The organism is Arthrobacter sp. Y3221114, assembly GCF_059092625.1.
Genome location: NZ_JBNHHW010000006.1, coordinates 95,215 through 112,437, shown reverse-complemented (window position 1 = coordinate 112,437; position 17,223 = coordinate 95,215). Strand labels below are relative to the sequence as shown.

The window sequence follows — 17,223 nt, the reverse complement described above, 5'->3', positions numbered from 1 at the left end:
GCCCTACGGCTGGAGTGGCAAGCGACCGCTGGCTGTGAGCTGGTTCCACCCGGGTAGCCCGCAGCCGATATCTAGGTAGCGCAACGTCAAGACGCGTAGCGTCCCCCCGTGCAGGCGTGGTCCCAGGCTCCTACATTAGGGATGTGGGCCGGGAGCGGCCATGGCAGAATCGGCCGGAGCGCCAGCGGAATTCCCCCTCACCGCTGATGCGAAGGCCGAGAGTGGTCCCGAGGTGGAGCAGTCCTCCGAGACCGGGACTGTGCCTTCGCCACCGTGGATCGTCTGCCGCTGCCGTTCCCGGCCCACCTGCTACTCGTATACAAGGCCCGGCTTGCTGGCTATGGTTAATTTCACGTCCGATTGGGGTTGGGCGCTGGGGGCAGGGGAAGAAAGACGGTCTCGCCATGAAGGCTGGAACTTTATTCAGTCATGCGCTTGTGCCCGGCCCGGACACCGTTCTGATCGGCCGGGTGGAAGCAACAGGAGCGGTTCTTGAAGCGCTGACGGACAGGGAATCCGCGGGCGCAGTCGTGGTCGCGCCTTCCGGATACGGGAAGACCCTGCTCGCACGGCATGTGGCCGGGCATCTTGGGGCGAGTGTTCTGGTCGTCCAGCTGCGGGGCACCGCGTACGCGCGCAGCCGGTCCTACGGCGCGCTGACCTACTTGCTGGCCGAGTTGGATGACTCGCAGTTGGCGCACCCCATGCTGGTTCTGGACGGATTGTCACAACAGTTCAGCCAGGCAGCCGGCAGGAGAAACGTCGTCCTGCTCATCGATAATGCGGAGCATTTCGACGGCGACTCCGCCACACTGCTCAGCCAACTGGTCACACGGGGAGACGCGCGGGTAATCATCCTCGCCCGGGACTTTTCGGCGGTTCCACCGGCGTTCCTGCACCTGGGCCACGACCCGCGAATGCAGCGCATCGACCTGCCTCCGCTGGATCAGGCGGAAGTTGGCGAGTTGGCTGCGGCCGGGCTGGACGGAAGGCTTTCACGCGAGGCAGCGCGGGTGCTGCAGGCGCATTCCGGCGGGAACCCGAGGTTCGTTCCGTTGCTGGTCAGGGACTATGTTTCGTCAGGTGCTCTCCGGGAACGGCACGGTGTATGGGTTCATACCGGGAACCCAGTCAGACTGGGACCGCTCACGGTAAGCACGGTGTGTGCGACCCTGAGCGGCTTAAGCGATGACGTGCTGGATCTCGCCCGCCGGCTGGCCGCAGCCGGCGGTCTGTCATTGTCCGATCTGCAAGCGACCGGCCGCGGCGACGCCTTGGACCAGCTTCAGCACCGCGGAATAGTTGGCATCGGCTACCGTCCGTTACCAGTGGCCGAAATCGCCGACCGGCTCATGGCCGAAGCCCTGCGCGCCACGTCGCCCGACGGCCATTATCGGTCCCGGCCGCTAGCGGTGAACCGGAGGGCGGGCGCCGCCCGCAGCCAGCCAGAACCGGTTCAGCACGGGTTGGTGCCGCCGCTGGACGCGGCCCGGTCCATGGTCTTCCACGGTGAGTACGATGGGTCGGTAGGGCTGCTTCGGAACTGTGCGGAGGATCCCTTTGTCCCGACCTGGCAGAGGCTGCTCAGCCGGGCCCTGCTCTGCGAATCCCTGGTCATCACCGGGCGCGGCGATGACGCCCTCGCGTTCGCCGACGGACTCCGGCCGGACCTTGCAACGGTGTCCGAGGAATTCCGCCTTGAAATTCAACAGCACCGGGCCGCGGCTTACTTGCTGTCCGGCTCGTGGCTGGGCTCTGGTGAAAGTATCCGGCGGTACGGCCGCCACGGTGATTCCGGCGGTACCTGGGAGGAACTGGTTGACGGCATCGTGCTGGCCTTGACCGGTGAACTGCACCGTGCAGCGGGCCTGCTGCGTTCCGCCCGCGCCCAAGTGTCGGAAGCGGACCCGGACGGCTTGGCACCGCTCGCCGAAGCGGCCTGGGCTTACTGCCGCGCCGTGCTCAATGAAGTCGGGGGTGAGACGGGAGGAGAGCCCCCCGGCAGCGGTCCAAGCCCTTGGCTCATCAGCCGCTTGGAACGGCATTTTCGCGCCTTGGCGCGGGCGGCCGGCGGTGACGTCGATGGTGCGCTGCGACTGCTTCGGCAGCAGGCGGCTGCGGACCGATCGGCGGCGGTGGGCACCATGGAGCTGATGACGTTGGCGGCCATGGCGCGACTTTCCGGAGTCGACGAGGACCAACGGATGCTGGAACTTGCCACACGGTGCCAGGGACCTTTCGCGGCCGTCTGTGAAACGTATGCGAAGGGGCTTGCCGCCGGAAACGCCAGCCTGCTTCTCCAAGCGGCCGAGCAAGCGCAACGTGCCGGTCACCTGGCCTTCGCCCGCGACGTGGCCGGCCAAGCTGAGGCGGCCGCAGCCAGAGCTGGACGGGCCGATGTACTCCGCAGGGTCAGGCGCAACATTCGTACGCTCTTGGCGGACGGGGCGGAACCAGGCTACGAGGCCGCATGGCGCGGGCGCCTCACGGCGCGTGAACAGGACGTAGCCCGGTGTGTTGCTGAGGGCCGCAGCAACCACGCTGTTGCCCAGGAACTCGGTGTCTCGACCAGAACGGTGGAAGGCCACTTGTACCAGGTATTTGCTAAGCTGCTCATTCGCAGCCGTCAAGAGTTGGCCGAGATGCTGGCTCCGGAATCTCCGGGCACAACGGCATGAACGTCCCCGGCTCCGGGGGCGGGCGCCGGAACCTCATCGATGCCGTAGCAGGATGTCTGGCCGGCCATGCCACCGGCGGCGCGGTGCTTTACGGGGACACCGGGATAGGGAAGTCAACCCTCGCGGATGAGGTAGTCCGGAGCCTTGGGGACACGGTGCGGGTGCAGCGGGCACGGGCCGAACAAACGCTGGCAAACGTTTCCTACGGGGCGCTCTTTCCTTATCTGAGGGGAGTGACCGCGGCGGAATTGGACTCTCCGCTGGCAGTCCTGCGGACAGTGCGCTCCTCCCTTGCCGAAGGCTCCGACGGCGAGGCACGTCCAGTGTTGCTGATTGTCGATGATGTCCATGACCTGGACGACGCGAGCAGTTATCTGCTGGCGCAACTGGTCATGGCGCGGTCGCTCAAGATCCTGGCGCTCTGTAGAAGCTGGAACTCGCAGCCGCGTGAACTCCTTGGATTGTGCCAGGACGGGATCCTGGAAGCCTTCGAAGTACCTCCGTTGACGACGGCGGAAGTCCGCAACACCCTCGAGCAGATGCTCGGAGGGACGATAGCGGGCGGAACTGTGCAGTTGCTGCAGCACAAGTCTGTGGGAAATCCGCACCTGCTAAAAGCGCTGGCCGCCCACGCTGCGCAAACAGGCGCTGTGGTAGAGCACCACGGATTGTGGCGGATGATCCGGGAACCCGTTGGACTCGATCCAGTCACCACTGATCTGTTCAAGGGACTGGTCAATGGGCTGGATGCATCACAGCGGCGTGTAGTGGACATCGCCGCACTTGCTGGCTCGGTGCCGGCGGCAGTGGCCGGTTCCCTCTTCGACAGCGCGGTGGTCCGATCGTTGGAGGAGGCTGGGCTGCTGGCCGACATGCAGGCCGGGGACCTCACCGTGCGGCTCCGGTTCCCGCCGTACGCCGATGTTATCCGGTCCATGGTTCCCGCAGGACGCAGCGCGGAACTGCTGGACCAGTTCCTTGATGTCCTGCAACGTCTGGAACCATCACCTGGAAGAACCAGTGTGGAGCTGGTGCGTTGGAAGATCGATGCCGGCCGGCCGCCATCACTGGAAGAATCGTTGCGCGCCGCACGTCATGCCAATGACGAGTGTGACCATCCGCTGGCCTTCCGGCTTGCCAATGCCGCGGCCACAACCGGCGATTCTGCCGCGGCCCATGTGGAACTGGCGCGCGCCCATTGGGGGCTTGGCGACAGTACGAATGCCAAAACGGCATTGGACCTGGTCAAGGACACCGCGGACCATCGGACCATCGCGGCCGCCGCACTGCTCCGGGCGTCCCTGGTTGAGCCGGAAGCCGGCTACCGGGTTGAGCTGGAAAAGATTTCTGGCGGTTGGATGGAAGCAGCGGGAGTGCAACCCCCGACAGGCCCGGGCGACGCTCCGGTCGCCGCGGACGCCTGCCTGGATGCAGCAACCGGCGCTTGGTTGCTGAGGGCTTATGCCCACATGTTGGAAGGAGACTTCGGAACGGCCCTTGATCAGCTGGCGGCCCCTTCCGGTGGAGTTGAGCGCGCTGTTGCCCGGCTGCTTGCCGGGACCGTCAAGGCGCTGTGTCTCGCGGAAACGGGCCACTTTCGGCAAGCGGCGGAAGCCGGGACAGAGGCCCTGCAGTTGGTCCAAGCGACTCCCTCGCTGCGGGCACTCTATCCTTTCGTCTTCTCCCGCCACGTGGAGTCCTTGTTGATCTCCGGCCGCTACCAGGAAGCCGAACGTGCCCTGGATGATTACGGCAGGAGCGCTCCGTGCCGGCACCGTTGGTTTTCAGGTACCGAACCCGCTCTCCGAGGACTGCTTCTCTTTCGACAGGGCCGAATGAAGACTGCGGTCCAAGCGTTGGCGGAGGGTTTCGGGCCGCTGCGGCATGAGGATCACGGGATGCTGCTTCCCTCCGCGGTCGGAGCTGCGGCAGCTGCTGAAGCGATGTTGTGCAACGGCGAGCAAGCCACAGACTTCCGCATGGGCTTGCAGGACGAAGCGGGCACCGGGAGGCGCCCGCGCCTGCTCGTGGCCTCTGCCTTCACTGCGGTTGCTGCAACGTGCCGCGAGGGTCCGCCGGGGAAGGCACGCCCGATTCCGGTCCTTCTGCAGGGAGAACTTGAGTCCTGCGCGGCGACGGCCAGGGCCGCGGGATGGGTGAGCGCGGAGAAAGAGATCCTGGAGCAGCAGTTGCTGCTCGGGGACGGTGCCGGGGCGGACCGTCTCGCGGAACTCTGCGCCCCGTTGGATGGACTCGAAACCCAGGCTTTGGCGGCTGTCGCTTCCGGCCGGGCATCATCGGATCCGGGGGACCTGATGACAGCAGCCGAGATGGCGACGCGGGCAGGCAAAGACCTACTCGCGGCCACGGCAATGGCATGGGCATCGGGCATCTACGAGCGGCAGGGGCTTCAGCGCCAGCACAACGGTGCACTGCACCAATTGCGGGTGGCGCTGCGTCAACTCGAGGGTGTAGCGACTCCTGCGATCGAGCGTGCCCGTGGGGGTGGACCGGCCTTGACCGCGCGGGAGCAACAGATTGTCTTCCTGGTGCGTCAGGGTGCCACCAACAAGCAGATCGCGGAGTCCTTGACGCTCTCTCCCCGGACAGCCGAGGGACACCTTTACCGGATATATCTAAAACTCGGGGTTGAGAACCGCAAACAGCTGATTCAGTATGCCGAAGTACTCGATCAGTGAGGCCATCAGTAAGTGTCTGAACGCGCGAATCCAAGTACCGCTTGGCAAGCAGCAAGTAGGCAGTCGGGCCAGCCGTGCGGGAATCAGCCGATTTGGCGGTCCAAGTCGAGTGTCGGCTACTGGGGCAAACAACGTAGCCGCTTCCTAGGCTGAAACTGTCGAAAGCACCGGAAAACACAAGGGGGCATGGGGCTTTCGACGACATCGGTTTCGGGACAGTCCGCAGACATGCGTCGGCGGGCTGTGCATCCATCCCGGCACCGCATTGGGGATACGGGTCTCACCTGAGCCACGGGCAGCAACGCGCTTCACAGCGTCACGGCAGTAGCGCAGCGCACGCTGGTCGAGCGCAGAATCCGTCTGGTGGAACGGATTGGGGACCCGGTTGAACGCATTGGGGAATGGTCATGATCGAAGAATTCGTCAAGGTCTCGAGGGTCCGCCACCCGCATGGACATTCATGCGACGGCCCCGCATCGTCCGAGGCAGCAGGATGGGACGCCGGGGTCGTCCGGGCCCCCGGCAGTCGCCCCGAGGAGATACCCCCGATACCCCCGGGCCAGTCCACGACAGCTAAGGCAGACAAATGATGGACATTTTTGCATCCCTGGAGTCGGAGGTCCGCAGTTACTGCCGGACGTGGGACACCGTTTTCGACCACGCCGCCGGGGACAAGTTGTATAGCGAGGATGGCAGGGAATATCTGGATTTCTTTTCCGGCGCAGGCGCACTTAATTACGGGCACAATAATCCGCTTTTGCTGGAGCCGCTGATTGCGTATTTGCGCTCCGGCTCTGTCATTCATTCACTTGATATGAAGACGACGGCAAAGCGGCGATTCTTAGAGACGTTCCTGGAACTTATCCTGGCGCCACGCGGGCTGGACTATAAGGTCATGTTCACGGGCCCCACCGGGACGAACAGCGTCGAAGCGGCGCTGAAGCTGGCGCGCAAGGTTACCGGCCGGCACCAGGTGCTGAGCTTCACCAATGCATTTCACGGGATGACGCTCGGCGCCTTGGCGGTGACGGGCAATTCAATGAAGCGCCAAGGCGCAGGAGTCCCGCTCAATAACGCCTCAAGCATTCCTTACGATGGTTATTTCGACCAGCCGACGGAAGATTTTCTGTGGCTGCAGCATGCGTTGGAGGACAGCGGGTCCGGAATGGATAAACCCGCCGCAGTCATCGTGGAGACTGTCCAGGGCGAGGGAGGGCTCAGAGCGGCCGGTGGAAAGTGGTTGCGGCGGCTCGCCGATCTCTGCCACCAGCACGGTGTGCTTCTTATTGTTGACGATGTTCAGGCCGGGTGCGGGCGCACCGGCACGTTCTTCAGTTTTGAGGAAGCAGGCATCCGCCCCGACATTGTCTGCCTGTCCAAATCGCTGTCCGGCTTCGGACTGCCGCTTGCCCTCATGCTGTCAAAGCCCGAACTAGACATCTGGAAGCCTGGCGAGCACAACGGCACCTTCCGCGGGCATAACCCGGCCTTCGTCACCGGGACCGCTGCGCTGGAGCACTTCTGGAACGGCCGCGGATTCGAACAAGACATCGCTGCTCGGGCCGCACAGTTGCACGCAGCTCTTGCAACGATGGCGGCCGGAACCGAAGGCGCCCGTGTCCGCGGCCGCGGACTCTTGGCCGGCCTGTATTTTCCGGACCGGACAATGGCACGAAAAGTTGCCGCCGAATCCTTCGCCCGAGGCTTGCTCGTAGAAACCTCCGGACCGGAGGGAGAAGTGGTCAAAACCATGCCGGCGCTGACCATCAGCGCGGAAAACATGACCCGCGGGCTTGACCTTCTTGCAGAGGCGGTCCGGTCGGTTACCGGTGAGCGGCGCGACGAAGTGTCAATCAACCGCGGCGGGGAAGTTCCGAGGGCACGAGCGTCCGCTTCCGTTCTGCAGCAGGCAGTCAGTGAGCCGGCCGAGCACATTGGCAGATAGGTGGAACACGCTCCGGCCGCGCGCCGCAGGGCGGTCCGGAGTTGTGGCGGGCAGGGCACCGCACCGAGGTGCAGCGCAGTCCACGAAGATCGGGGGGCCAGGGTGAAAAACTTCAAGCGCATGGATGGGGCTGCTGTCCGGACGGCGAAGGACTCATTCGCCCTCCCGCGCAGTGCCTCGACGAGCGGCGGGGCGCTGCCGGGCGGATTGCCGGTAACGATGGGCACGGCGGGACGACCGACGAACGTCATAGTGCAGAAGTACGGTGGCTCGTCGGTGGCGAATGCCGCAGGCATTCGACGCGCTGCTCAGCGGGTGGCTGAGACACAGGCCTCCGGATATCAAGTAGTGGCGGTGGTTTCCGCCATGGGCGACACCACCGACGAGTTGTTGGATCTCGCGGCCAGTGTCTCGCCGCATCCACCTGCCCGCGAACTCGACACCCTGTTGACGACCGGCGAACTCGTTTCGGCGGCTTTGCTGGCGATCGCCTTGGCGGATTTGGGGGCCGATGTCCGGACTTTCACCGGCAGCGAGGCGGGCCTCATCACCGACGACTGCCATGGCAAAGCGCACATTATCGATGTCGATCCGCGCAGGATCCGCACCTGCCTGAAGAACGGTCAGATCGCCGTCGTGGCAGGGTTCCAGGGTAAAAGCCGCAAAGGGAAAACGGTCACCACTCTGGGAAGGGGAGGTTCGGACCTGACCGCCGTCGCGCTCGCCGCAGCACTGGGTGCAAGCGTCTGTGAGATCTATACGGATGTGGACGGTATCTATACGGCGGATCCGCGGATAGTACCCAATGCCCGCAAGATTGACGTGCTCGCCAGCGAGGAAATGCTTGAGTTCGCGGCCGCGGGAGCAAAGGTTCTCCACCTCCGATGCATTGAATACGCCCGTCGTTTCGGTGTCCCCATTCATGTCCGATCCTCGTTCGTGCAAAAGCGGGGCACCATGATTCTGCCCAGTCTCGACCAGCCCCATTCGAATGCGCACGCAGGCGAACAGACCCTGGTTTCGGGCGTGGCAAGCGTCAACTCTGCAGCACAAGTCACCGTCACCGGCATCCCAACCTGCTCGAGGACCGCAGCGCGGCTCCTTCAGGAACTCGCCGCATCGGGGCTGCACATCGAGATGATCGCCCAAAATCCGCGGGATGCGGGCGCCGAAACCGCCGATATCACCTTCACCCTTCCATCCGCGGAGGCGCCGGCAGCCATTTCGGTTTTGGACGCGGCCCAGAGCTGCATCGGTTTTGAAGCGCTCTATCACAATGACGAAGTGGGCAAGGTCTTGCTCACTGGACTCGGGATGCGCTCTTCGCCCGCTACCTTGAGCACTTTCTTCAAAGCGCTCTCGGACGCCGGAATCAGTCCTGAAATGGTCTCGATTTCGGAGCTGTGCATCGCGGCTGTGGCACGCACCGACGAGCTTGCCGATGCTGTCCGCGCGCTCCAGATCGCCTTTGGCCTGACGCCATTGGAAAAAGAAGCCGCGCCATTGGAAAAGGAAGCCGTGAGGGACCGTACGCAAGACACACTTCCGCCGTTCGTCGTTCAGGCGGCTGCCTCTACCCGGCCAGGATCTTCCCTCTGACGTCGGGCTGGAAGGAAAGGCCCAGGCGCAGACCCTCTGCCGAGCCGGCACAAGGACATTGGCTTTCTGCACCACGTGAGCAGGGGTTAACCGCAGTAACCCCATCTACCCAAAAGCACCGCCGATACGGGAGGTACCAATGGCTCCAGCCGAGGACTCGTACTCTGGATCAGAGGACACCACCATGCTCGTCGGTCAGTTGCCGGTGCGGAAGCGGCGGGCCGGTGCCCACAAGTCGGCTCCGGAAACATTCGCCACGCTGGCCGCCCGCACCGGCCAGGCCCCGGCAGGACTCAACGGACGGGCCGGCAGCACGGTTGCTCCCACGACCGCAGTGTACTCAGGGGGCCCTGCACCGACCCCTCGAACTTTGTTGGACATCCTTTTTCACACCGTGGACGAGTACCCGGACGCCCTAGCGCTGGATGATGGCACCACCTCGTTGAGTTACCTGGCGCTGCTGGGGCGGATCGAGTCCCTGGCCCTGGACCTGCGCGAACGCGGGATCGGTGCCGGCGACCGGGTCGGCGTCCTGATGGCCGCGGATACGGTCGACCTCTACATCGCGGTGCTGGCCGTGCTCGTCCGCGGCGCGGCATACGTCCCTGTCGATCCTGACGAGCCAGGGGACCGGGCTGCGAGCGTCTGGGAAGAGGCTCAAGTATGCGCTGTAGTCGAATCCGGGCTGCGGGTCCGTCCCGTTATGGACGCGCCCTCCCATGGGGAAGTTCGCCCGCCCACCGCCGACGATGATGCGTGGATCATCTTCACCTCCGGCTCGACTGGCAAGCCCAAGGGGATTGCCTTTTCCCACCGGTCGGTGGCCGCTCTCGTGGACGCCGAAGCGTCCGTCTTCTGCACCGAGGAGCCGCTCGGGCCCGGCGATCGTGTGCTGGCCGGTCTTCCCATCAGTGCCGACACTTGCGAAGAGATGTGGCTGGCCTGGCGGCACGGCGCCTGTTTGGTGCCTGCCCCACGCGAGGTGGTCCGCTCCGGCGAGGAGCTGGGTCCGTGGATGGCGGCACGGGGGATCACCGTCGTCCCTACGGTGCCGGCCCTGGCTGCACTCTGGCAGGCGGAATCGCTGCAAAACGTGCGGTTGCTGATCTTCGGCCGCGAGGCGTGCCCCGCGGATCTTGCGGCGCGACTGGCCGCCCCCGGCAGGGAGGTCTGGAACACCTACGGGCCCACCGAAACCACCGTCGTCGCCTGCGCTCAGGCCGACGGGTCGACTCCGGTGCGCATCGACCGGCCGTTGCCCGGCTGGCAACTGGCCGTGGTGGACAAGGGCGACGCGCCTGTCGCTTGGGGCGAAGAAGGAGAACTGGTCATCGGCGGCGTCGGGTTGGGCAGGTGCCTCGATCCCAGCAAAGATGCCGAGAAATATGCTCCCATGGACACCCTGGGCTGGCCTCGGGCATATCGCACCGGAGACCTTGTCCGCGCCGATCATGAAGGTCTGGTATTTATCGACCGGGCCGACGGTCATGCCGAACCTGCCGCACGGAGACTCGAACTTAGCGAGACGGAGCGCGGTGCGGCGCCGTACGAGGTGCGCTCGGACGATTCCGTACCCGCGGCTGACGCGGCTCGTGAGGCGGCGGCAGCTACTTTGGACCCGTTGCTGTTGCAGTCCTCGCACCGCCAAAGTGTGCGGTGGTCGCCGGGTGAGCGTCTGGAGGCGCTCTTCGAGAGCCGATGCGACTCGCTGCGCCGCGAAGGCCGAGCCGGCCAGTTGGCGGTCGACTCCGGGGACTCGACGTTGACCTACGACCAGCTTGACGCGCGGGCCAATCAGCTGGCCCGTCACCTGCTCGCCGACGGAGCACGGTCCGGCGACCGTATTGCGCTGCTGTTCGACGATGCGCTGTGGTCCTACGTCTCGATGCTGGCGGTGCTGAAGATCCAGGCGGCGTATGTGCCGTTGGACGCCGGATTCCCGCCAGACCGGATGGGTTACATCATGGAGGACTCCGGCGCCAGCTGCGTGTTGACCCTGAGCCACCTGGCCGACCTGTTGCCGGAAAACTGCCCCCGCGCCCTGAGTTTGGATATGGCCGCCGCGGACATCGCGGGCCTGCCCGGCTCCCGGCTCACCGACAGCGAGAAGCCCGACCCGGTCGAGAACTTGGCCTACATCATCTATACCTCGGGGTCCACCGGCCGTCCCAAGGGGGTGGCCATCGAACACACCAGCATCTGCAACTTTGTCCGGGTCGCCGCCGAGGTCTACGGATATCAGAGCGATGACCGCGTCTATCAAGGGCTGACCATCGCCTTCGACTTCTCCATCGAGGAGATGTGGGTGCCGTGGATGGTCGGTGCGACTCTGGTGCCCAAGCCGAGTTCGAAGAGCCTGCTCGGGGCAGACCTGGAACGGTTCGTCATCGACAACCGTGTTACCGCGATGTGTTGTGTACCCACCCTGCTGGCCACACTTGAGCATGAGCTCCCTGGCCTGCGTTTTCTGCTGGTCTCCGGTGAGGCCTGCCCGCGGGATCTGGCCGAGCGCTGGCACCGGCCGGGCCGGAGGTTCCTCAACGTCTACGGGCCTACCGAAGCGACCGTGACCGCCACGTGGGACGTTATGCATCCCGACAAGCCGATCACACTAGGCCAACCACTGCCGACCTACACGATCATGATCCTGGATCCCGAGGAGCCACGGGCCCTGCCACGGGGCGAAATGGGTGAGATCGGCATCGCCGGGATCGGGCTGGCGGTCGGTTACGTGAATCATCCCGAGAAGACAGATTCAGTCTTCATCCCCGACTTCATGGGCATTCCGAACAACCCCTCCGGACGAATCTATCGCAGCGGCGATCTTGGCCGCATCACCGACGACGGGTTGATCGAGTACCACGGCCGGATCGACACCCAGGTCAAGATCCGCGGATACCGGATCGAGCTGTCCGAGATCGAATCGGTGCTCCTGCAAGTCCCCGGGATTGCTCAGGCAGTGGTCGAGACGCATGAATCAGCACCGGGGATGACCGAGCTCGCCGCGTTCTATACGTTGCGCAAGGGTGTCTCCGATCTCGCGCCCGAAATCATCAGGGAGGAGCTCCGCGACCGACTGCCGAGCTACATGGTCCCGGCCTTCTACGAGCAGCTTGAGACCATACCGATGCTGCCCAGCGACAAGGCCGACCGTAAGAACCTGCCGACGCCCAGCAACCGGGTGGGCGCTTCGGTCGACGCCGAGTACTGCGAGCCGGCGACGGACGCAGAGGCGGCGCTGGCGGAGCAGCTAGCTGACGTGCTGGGATTGGGACGCGTCTCCGTCGAGGCTCACATCTTCGACAATCTCGGGGCCAACTCGCTGCTGATGGCGCGCTTCTCCGCTGCGCTGCGCTCAAACACCGACCTGCCGCCGGTCGGTCTGCAGGTCATTTATGAGCATCCGACGATTCGAGCGCTCGCTGCGGCGATCGCTTCTCCGACCGCCGCCGACGTGTGGGCGGAACAGGAAGCGCCCGCCCGGCCAAAACGAGGGCGGATTTCCACTTTCGACATCGTGCTGTGCGGTGTCCTGCAAGCAGCGCTCTCCATCGGCTACTCCTACGCCTTCATCACGGCGATCGTGGCCGGCTATACCTGGGTCATTGCAGGGGCCGACGTTCTGGAGATCTGGGGACGTTCGATCGTCGTCGGGGTCAGCTTCTTTCTGGCCCTCAGCATCGTGCCGATCCTGCTCAAATGGCTGATCCTCGGACGGTGGAAAGAGCAGAACATCCGCATCTGGTCCCTGGCATACGTCAGGTTCTGGTTCGTCCGTGCGCTGGTTAGACTCAACCCGCTGGCCTTCTTCGTGGGCACTCCGATCCTTCCCTTCTATCTGCGGTTGCTGGGGGCCAAGATCGGCGCCAACGTCACCATCCTCACCCCCATTACTCCGGTGTGCACCGACCTCTTGACGATCGGCAGCGGGACGGTGATCAATAGGGATACGTTCTACTTGGGTTACCGGGCCCATAACGGGTGGATCCAGACCGGGCGGGTCACCCTTGGCCAGGACGTCTTGATCAGCGAGAGGTGCGTGCTGGACATCGACTCGACGATGGGTGACGGAGCGCAACTGGGCCACTCGTCGTCGCTGCAGCGACTGCAGTCCGTACCCGCCGGCGAAAGCTGGCACGGATCCCCTGCGGTACCAACGGACGTGGACTACCGTTTGGTTGAGCCGCTGCCGGTTAGCCGGCGGCGACGGGTCACCTACAGTGCGTTCGTCCTGATCAGCAACACCGTCCTGTTCGGCCCGCTGCTTCTGCTGGCCATCGCGCTGCTCCTGCCGGCCTACGTGGAAACCGGTCATGTGGACCATGCGAACCCGGGGTTCTACCTGGATCTGGCATTGGCTTCTTTCGTCTTGCTGTTCGGTGGCATGCTCGTCGGTCTGGCAGCAATGTTGACGGTTCCTCGAGTGCTTAACCTCTTGATCAAACCGGGGGAGGCCTATCCGCTGTATGGTCTGCGCTACGCGGCCCACCGACTCATCTTCCGGATGACCAACGTCTTCCAGTTCATGCATATCAGCGGGGACAGCTCCCTGGCCGTGCACTACCTCCGGTTGCTCGGCTACAAGCAGCCCAACCTGGAGCAGACAGGGTCGAACTTCGGGACGGAACTCGACCACGACAACCCTTACCTGACCACCGTGGGATCCGGAACCATGATCTCCGACGGGGTGTCGATCAGCAACGCCGCCTACTCGAGTACGTCCTTCCGTGTTTCCGAGGTAAAGATCGGGGCGAAGAACTTCTTCGGCAACGACATCTCGTATCCCGCCGGCGCTCGTGTCGGCGACAACGTTCTTTTCGGCAGCAAAGTCATGGTTCCCATCGATGGCGAGGTCCGGCAAAACGTAGGCCTGCTCGGTTCACCGGCATTCGAGATTCCCCGATCGGTCGATCGGGACACAGCATTCCTCAAGGTAAACCGCCGGGAGGAAATCGTCCGCGGGATACGGGCCAAGAACCGGCACAATGCGCTGTCGATTGGACTGTATCTGGCCAGCCGGTGGGTTCTCGTCCTCGCCGGCATGCTGGCGTTCTCACTCGCCATCATCCTCTTCCCCGGTGTACCGGGCCCCGGGCTCTATGTGGGCACGGTCAGCTTCGGCGCCTTTATGATCGCCTTCTTCATCGTGCTCGAGCGTGCCGCCCAGGGATTTAAAGCGATGGTCCCGACCGTCTGCTCCATCTATGACGTGAAATTCTGGCGGCACGAACGGTTTTGGAAGTTCATCTCGTATCCGCTGTATTTCTTCGACGGCACCCCGTTCAAGCCCCTGTTCTGGCGCCTGCATGGCGTGCGGATGGGTAAGCGGGTCTTTGACGACGGCTGCGTCATCCCGGAGAAGACGTTGGTGGCCGTCGGCGACGACACGACCCTCAACCTCGCCAGCGTCGTGCAGTGCCACTCGATGGAGGACGGCGTCTTCAAGCTCGACGCCATTACCATCGGCCGGGAGGCCACCTTGGGCGTCGGCGCCTACGTGCTCTACGACGTCGCCATGGGCGACGGTTCGGTGCTGGAGTCCGACTCCTTCCTGATGAAGGGTAGCCAAGTGCCGGAGGGCGCGCGGTACGGTGGCAACCCGGCACGGGAAATTGTCTAGGCACCGGAAGGCAGGGACGAAGATGGGCCCCAGTCAGGACAGCCAGGGACGCGACGTGAGCCCTGCGGCCGGTGAGTCGATGCAGAACCGGAGGCGTCTGGTCGGCATCGACGCGGCCCGCGGTCTGGCCCTCGTCGGGATGATCGCCATTCACATCCTGCCGGACGCGAATGAGGAAACCCACGAGCCGACCCTGGCGTGGATCCTTTTCGCCGGCGACTCGGCTGCGCTGTTCGCCCTCCTCGCCGGAGTGGGTCTGGCCTTCTCCTCCGGCGGGTATAGACCGCACACGGGGCGGCGAATGGCGGGGGACCGTCTGGGACTGGCCGTGCGGGCCGTCCTGATCGCAGCGATAGCCCTGACGATCGCGCCCTTTTTGCAGCAGGAGGACCCTCCTGCCTACGGCATCTTGATTTACTACTCGGTGTTCTTCCTGCTCGCCATTCCTTTCCTCCATCTGCGGCCCAAAACATTGTTCATCAGCGCAGCGGTCTTCGGCATCGTCTCGCCGATCCTGCTGCAGAAGCTGGATCCAATGCTCCCGACATCGTCGACGTTCAACCCCACCGTGGGGCATTTCTTCTTCGAACCGGCCGGCGTGGCCTCGGATCTACTGCTGACCGGCTCATATCCGGCGCTGGCGTACATGTGCTACATCCTGACCGGCCTGGGGATCGGACGACTGGACCTGCGAAAGCCCAAGGTGCAGGGATATATCGCCGTTATCGGTGCAGGCTTGGCGATCTTGTCCAACGCAGCCTCAGCCATCCTGCTGTATGCCATGGGAGGCTTCGAGCGGCTGCTCGCCACCAGCGGGCTGACGGAGGAAGAGTTGGACAATGGTCTTGTCTTTGGGCCCGGGATCATTCCGGACACCTCCGCTTGGTGGCTCGCTATCGCGACACCGCACTCCAACATGCCGCTGGCAATCGCCAGCAGCCTCGGTCTCGGTCTGTTGGCGACCGGCCTGTTCCTCCTGGCCGAGCGGGCGGCCGCGCGCTTGCTGGCACCCCTTGCCGCGATGGGCTCGATGACACTGACCCTCTACTCCGCTCACCTGCTCGCGCTCAGCCCGGAGGTGCACTACGAGGCACCCTTTGTGTGGTTCATCGTGCATCTATCGGTCGCCGTGGCGTTCGGTGTAATCTGGCGCCGCTGGCTGGGACAAGGCCCCTTGGAGAGACCGGTCGCCGCGGCTGCCAGAAACTTCGGACAGATCGCGGACGACGGGTCGTCCGGCTCTCCTGCGGCATCCGGAACGGTTCCCCGCTGATTAGGGACCTCCTGCCCCGGGCGCATAGGCCGGGAAGTACTTCGGCAACCTTGTGGGCACCACAGCATCCATACTGAACTGGCCAAGCGAGGTCTACCCCTGGGGCCTTCATCCTTGTGCCTGCATGCCTGCCACGGAACGCCTGCATGCCTGCCACGGAACGCCTGCATGCCTGCCATCGACGTTCGCTGGCCGACAGCCCGGACGCTAGAATGCTGTCGTGATGTTGGACACATGAGGGTGACATGAAACGGCACTGGCCCCGAACCCTGTATCAGAGGCCAATTGTCGTCATCGCAGCGCTCGGGCTGGTCGTTATCCTGGTGGCGCTTGTCCTGGCCATGGTGCGGAAGGACAATTCCGGGCCGCAGGCGCTGGCTGCCACAGCGTACGAGCACCTGGAAGAGTTTCAAGCAATTGCGGACGAGCACGGTGACCGGGCGACCGGCACCTCCGGATACGAGGCCGCGGCTCAGTACGTAGAACAGCAACTCGAGGGTGCCGGTTATCAAAGCTGGCGCCAGTACTTCACTTTCGAAAGTCGCGGCGAGAACTATGAGTCCTTCAACATCATCGCCGAGACCGCTGGCGGCAATGACGAGAACGTGATCATGCTTGGCGCACACCTCGACGGAGTGCCGAACAGTCCGGCGATCAATGACAACGCTTCCGGCGCGGCGGCTCTGCTGGAGGCCGCGCAAGAACTCAGCCAACGTAATGAACCCAACAACAAAGTGCGCTTCGCGTGGTGGGGAGCGGAAGAGTTTCCGGAGGCGTTCGGCTCCCAGCACTATGTCGAGGACTTGGCAGAGGACGACAGCGGCGAACTCGACCACATCGCCGCCTATTTGAACGTCGACATGGTCGCCTCACCCAACTATGTCATCGCGGTCTATGACCCACGTAGAACCGATAACGACTCCCTGCGGGCCGTGCCCGACGGTTCGTTGGAGATCATGAACTTCTTCACGGACTACTTCGACTCCCGGGACCAGCCCTGGGTGTCCACAGACTGGGACTTTTATTCCGATCAGGTCGCGTTCGTTGAGGAAGATGTTGCAGTGGGCGGCCTGTTCACCGGCAGCAACGAGAGAAAGTCGGCCCGGGAGGGCATCCTCTTCGGCGGCGCTGCGGGGCAGCCGCGCGACCCGAACTACCACAAGCCAGGCGATGACATTAGCAACGTCGATCTGGAGGCTCTAAGCATCATGACCGACGCGATCACCCACGCCGCCACCAGCCTGGCTGAAGACAGCAGCGCCCTCGAGTAAGCGGCGGCTAATCAATTGTCAGGTCCGGAGCATGGCTGCCACCAGTGTGGGGAATGGCCCGTTTTCGGACTCTGATCTACTGGTCCGCGCAGGCCAGTCGAAGTTGCGGGTTCCTCCTGGTGCATGATTCGGGCCAGC

The 17,223-nt window shown here is 64.0% G+C and carries 7 protein-coding genes; all 7 read left to right on the top strand.

Annotation, left to right across the window (positions count from 1 at the left end):
• Positions 1–470: 470 nt before the first annotated feature.
• The 7 genes from AC5RV3_RS13855 to AC5RV3_RS13825 all read left to right on the top strand — a co-directional run bounded on the left by AC5RV3_RS13855 (position 471) and on the right by AC5RV3_RS13825 (position 17,085).
• Positions 471–2,678, top strand: a complete 2,208-nt coding sequence (locus AC5RV3_RS13855) for a helix-turn-helix transcriptional regulator (protein WP_494122644.1) — start codon at positions 471–473, stop codon at positions 2,676–2,678.
• The gene (locus AC5RV3_RS13850) at positions 2,675–5,377 is read left to right on the top strand and encodes a LuxR C-terminal-related transcriptional regulator (RefSeq protein ID WP_494122643.1); all 2,703 of its coding nucleotides are present in this window, start codon (positions 2,675–2,677) and stop codon (positions 5,375–5,377) included. Before AC5RV3_RS13855 ends, AC5RV3_RS13850 begins: the two co-directional genes overlap by 4 nt.
• 589 nt (positions 5,378–5,966) lie before the next feature.
• Positions 5,967–7,322 carry a diaminobutyrate--2-oxoglutarate transaminase gene (ectB, locus tag AC5RV3_RS13845; RefSeq protein WP_494122745.1) on the top strand — a complete coding sequence of 452 codons (1,356 nt, stop codon included), beginning with the start codon at positions 5,967–5,969 and terminating at the stop codon, positions 7,320–7,322.
• 102 nt (positions 7,323–7,424) lie between these two features.
• Positions 7,425–8,921 (top strand): aspartate kinase, encoded by a 1,497-nt coding sequence (locus AC5RV3_RS13840; protein WP_494122642.1) that lies wholly within the window; start codon positions 7,425–7,427, stop codon positions 8,919–8,921.
• A gap of 139 nt (positions 8,922–9,060) precedes the next feature.
• Positions 9,061–14,541, top strand: coding sequence for a Pls/PosA family non-ribosomal peptide synthetase (locus AC5RV3_RS13835; protein ID WP_494122641.1), 5,481 nt, complete (start codon positions 9,061–9,063; stop codon positions 14,539–14,541).
• Positions 14,542–14,563: 22 nt separating this feature from the next.
• Complete coding sequence (locus AC5RV3_RS13830) at positions 14,564–15,814, top strand: heparan-alpha-glucosaminide N-acetyltransferase domain-containing protein (RefSeq protein ID WP_494122640.1); 1,251 nt, start codon at positions 14,564–14,566, stop codon at positions 15,812–15,814.
• A gap of 245 nt (positions 15,815–16,059) precedes the next feature.
• A complete protein-coding gene (locus AC5RV3_RS13825; protein WP_494122639.1) occupies positions 16,060–17,085 on the top strand; it encodes a M20/M25/M40 family metallo-hydrolase in 1,026 nt (341 codons plus the stop codon).
• The last annotated feature ends 138 nt before the right edge of the window (positions 17,086–17,223 follow it).

Coding starts and splice junctions, on each gene's coding strand:
- ectB (WP_494122745.1), top strand. CDS start 5,967: ATGGACATTTTTGCATCCCTGGAGTCGGAGGTCCGCAGTTACTGCCGG.
- AC5RV3_RS13850 (WP_494122643.1), top strand. CDS start 2,675: ATGAACGTCCCCGGCTCCGGGGGCGGGCGCCGGAACCTCATCGATGCC.
- AC5RV3_RS13825 (WP_494122639.1), top strand. CDS start 16,060: ATGAAACGGCACTGGCCCCGAACCCTGTATCAGAGGCCAATTGTCGTC.
- AC5RV3_RS13830 (WP_494122640.1), top strand. CDS start 14,564: ATGGGCCCCAGTCAGGACAGCCAGGGACGCGACGTGAGCCCTGCGGCC.
- AC5RV3_RS13835 (WP_494122641.1), top strand. CDS start 9,061: ATGGCTCCAGCCGAGGACTCGTACTCTGGATCAGAGGACACCACCATG.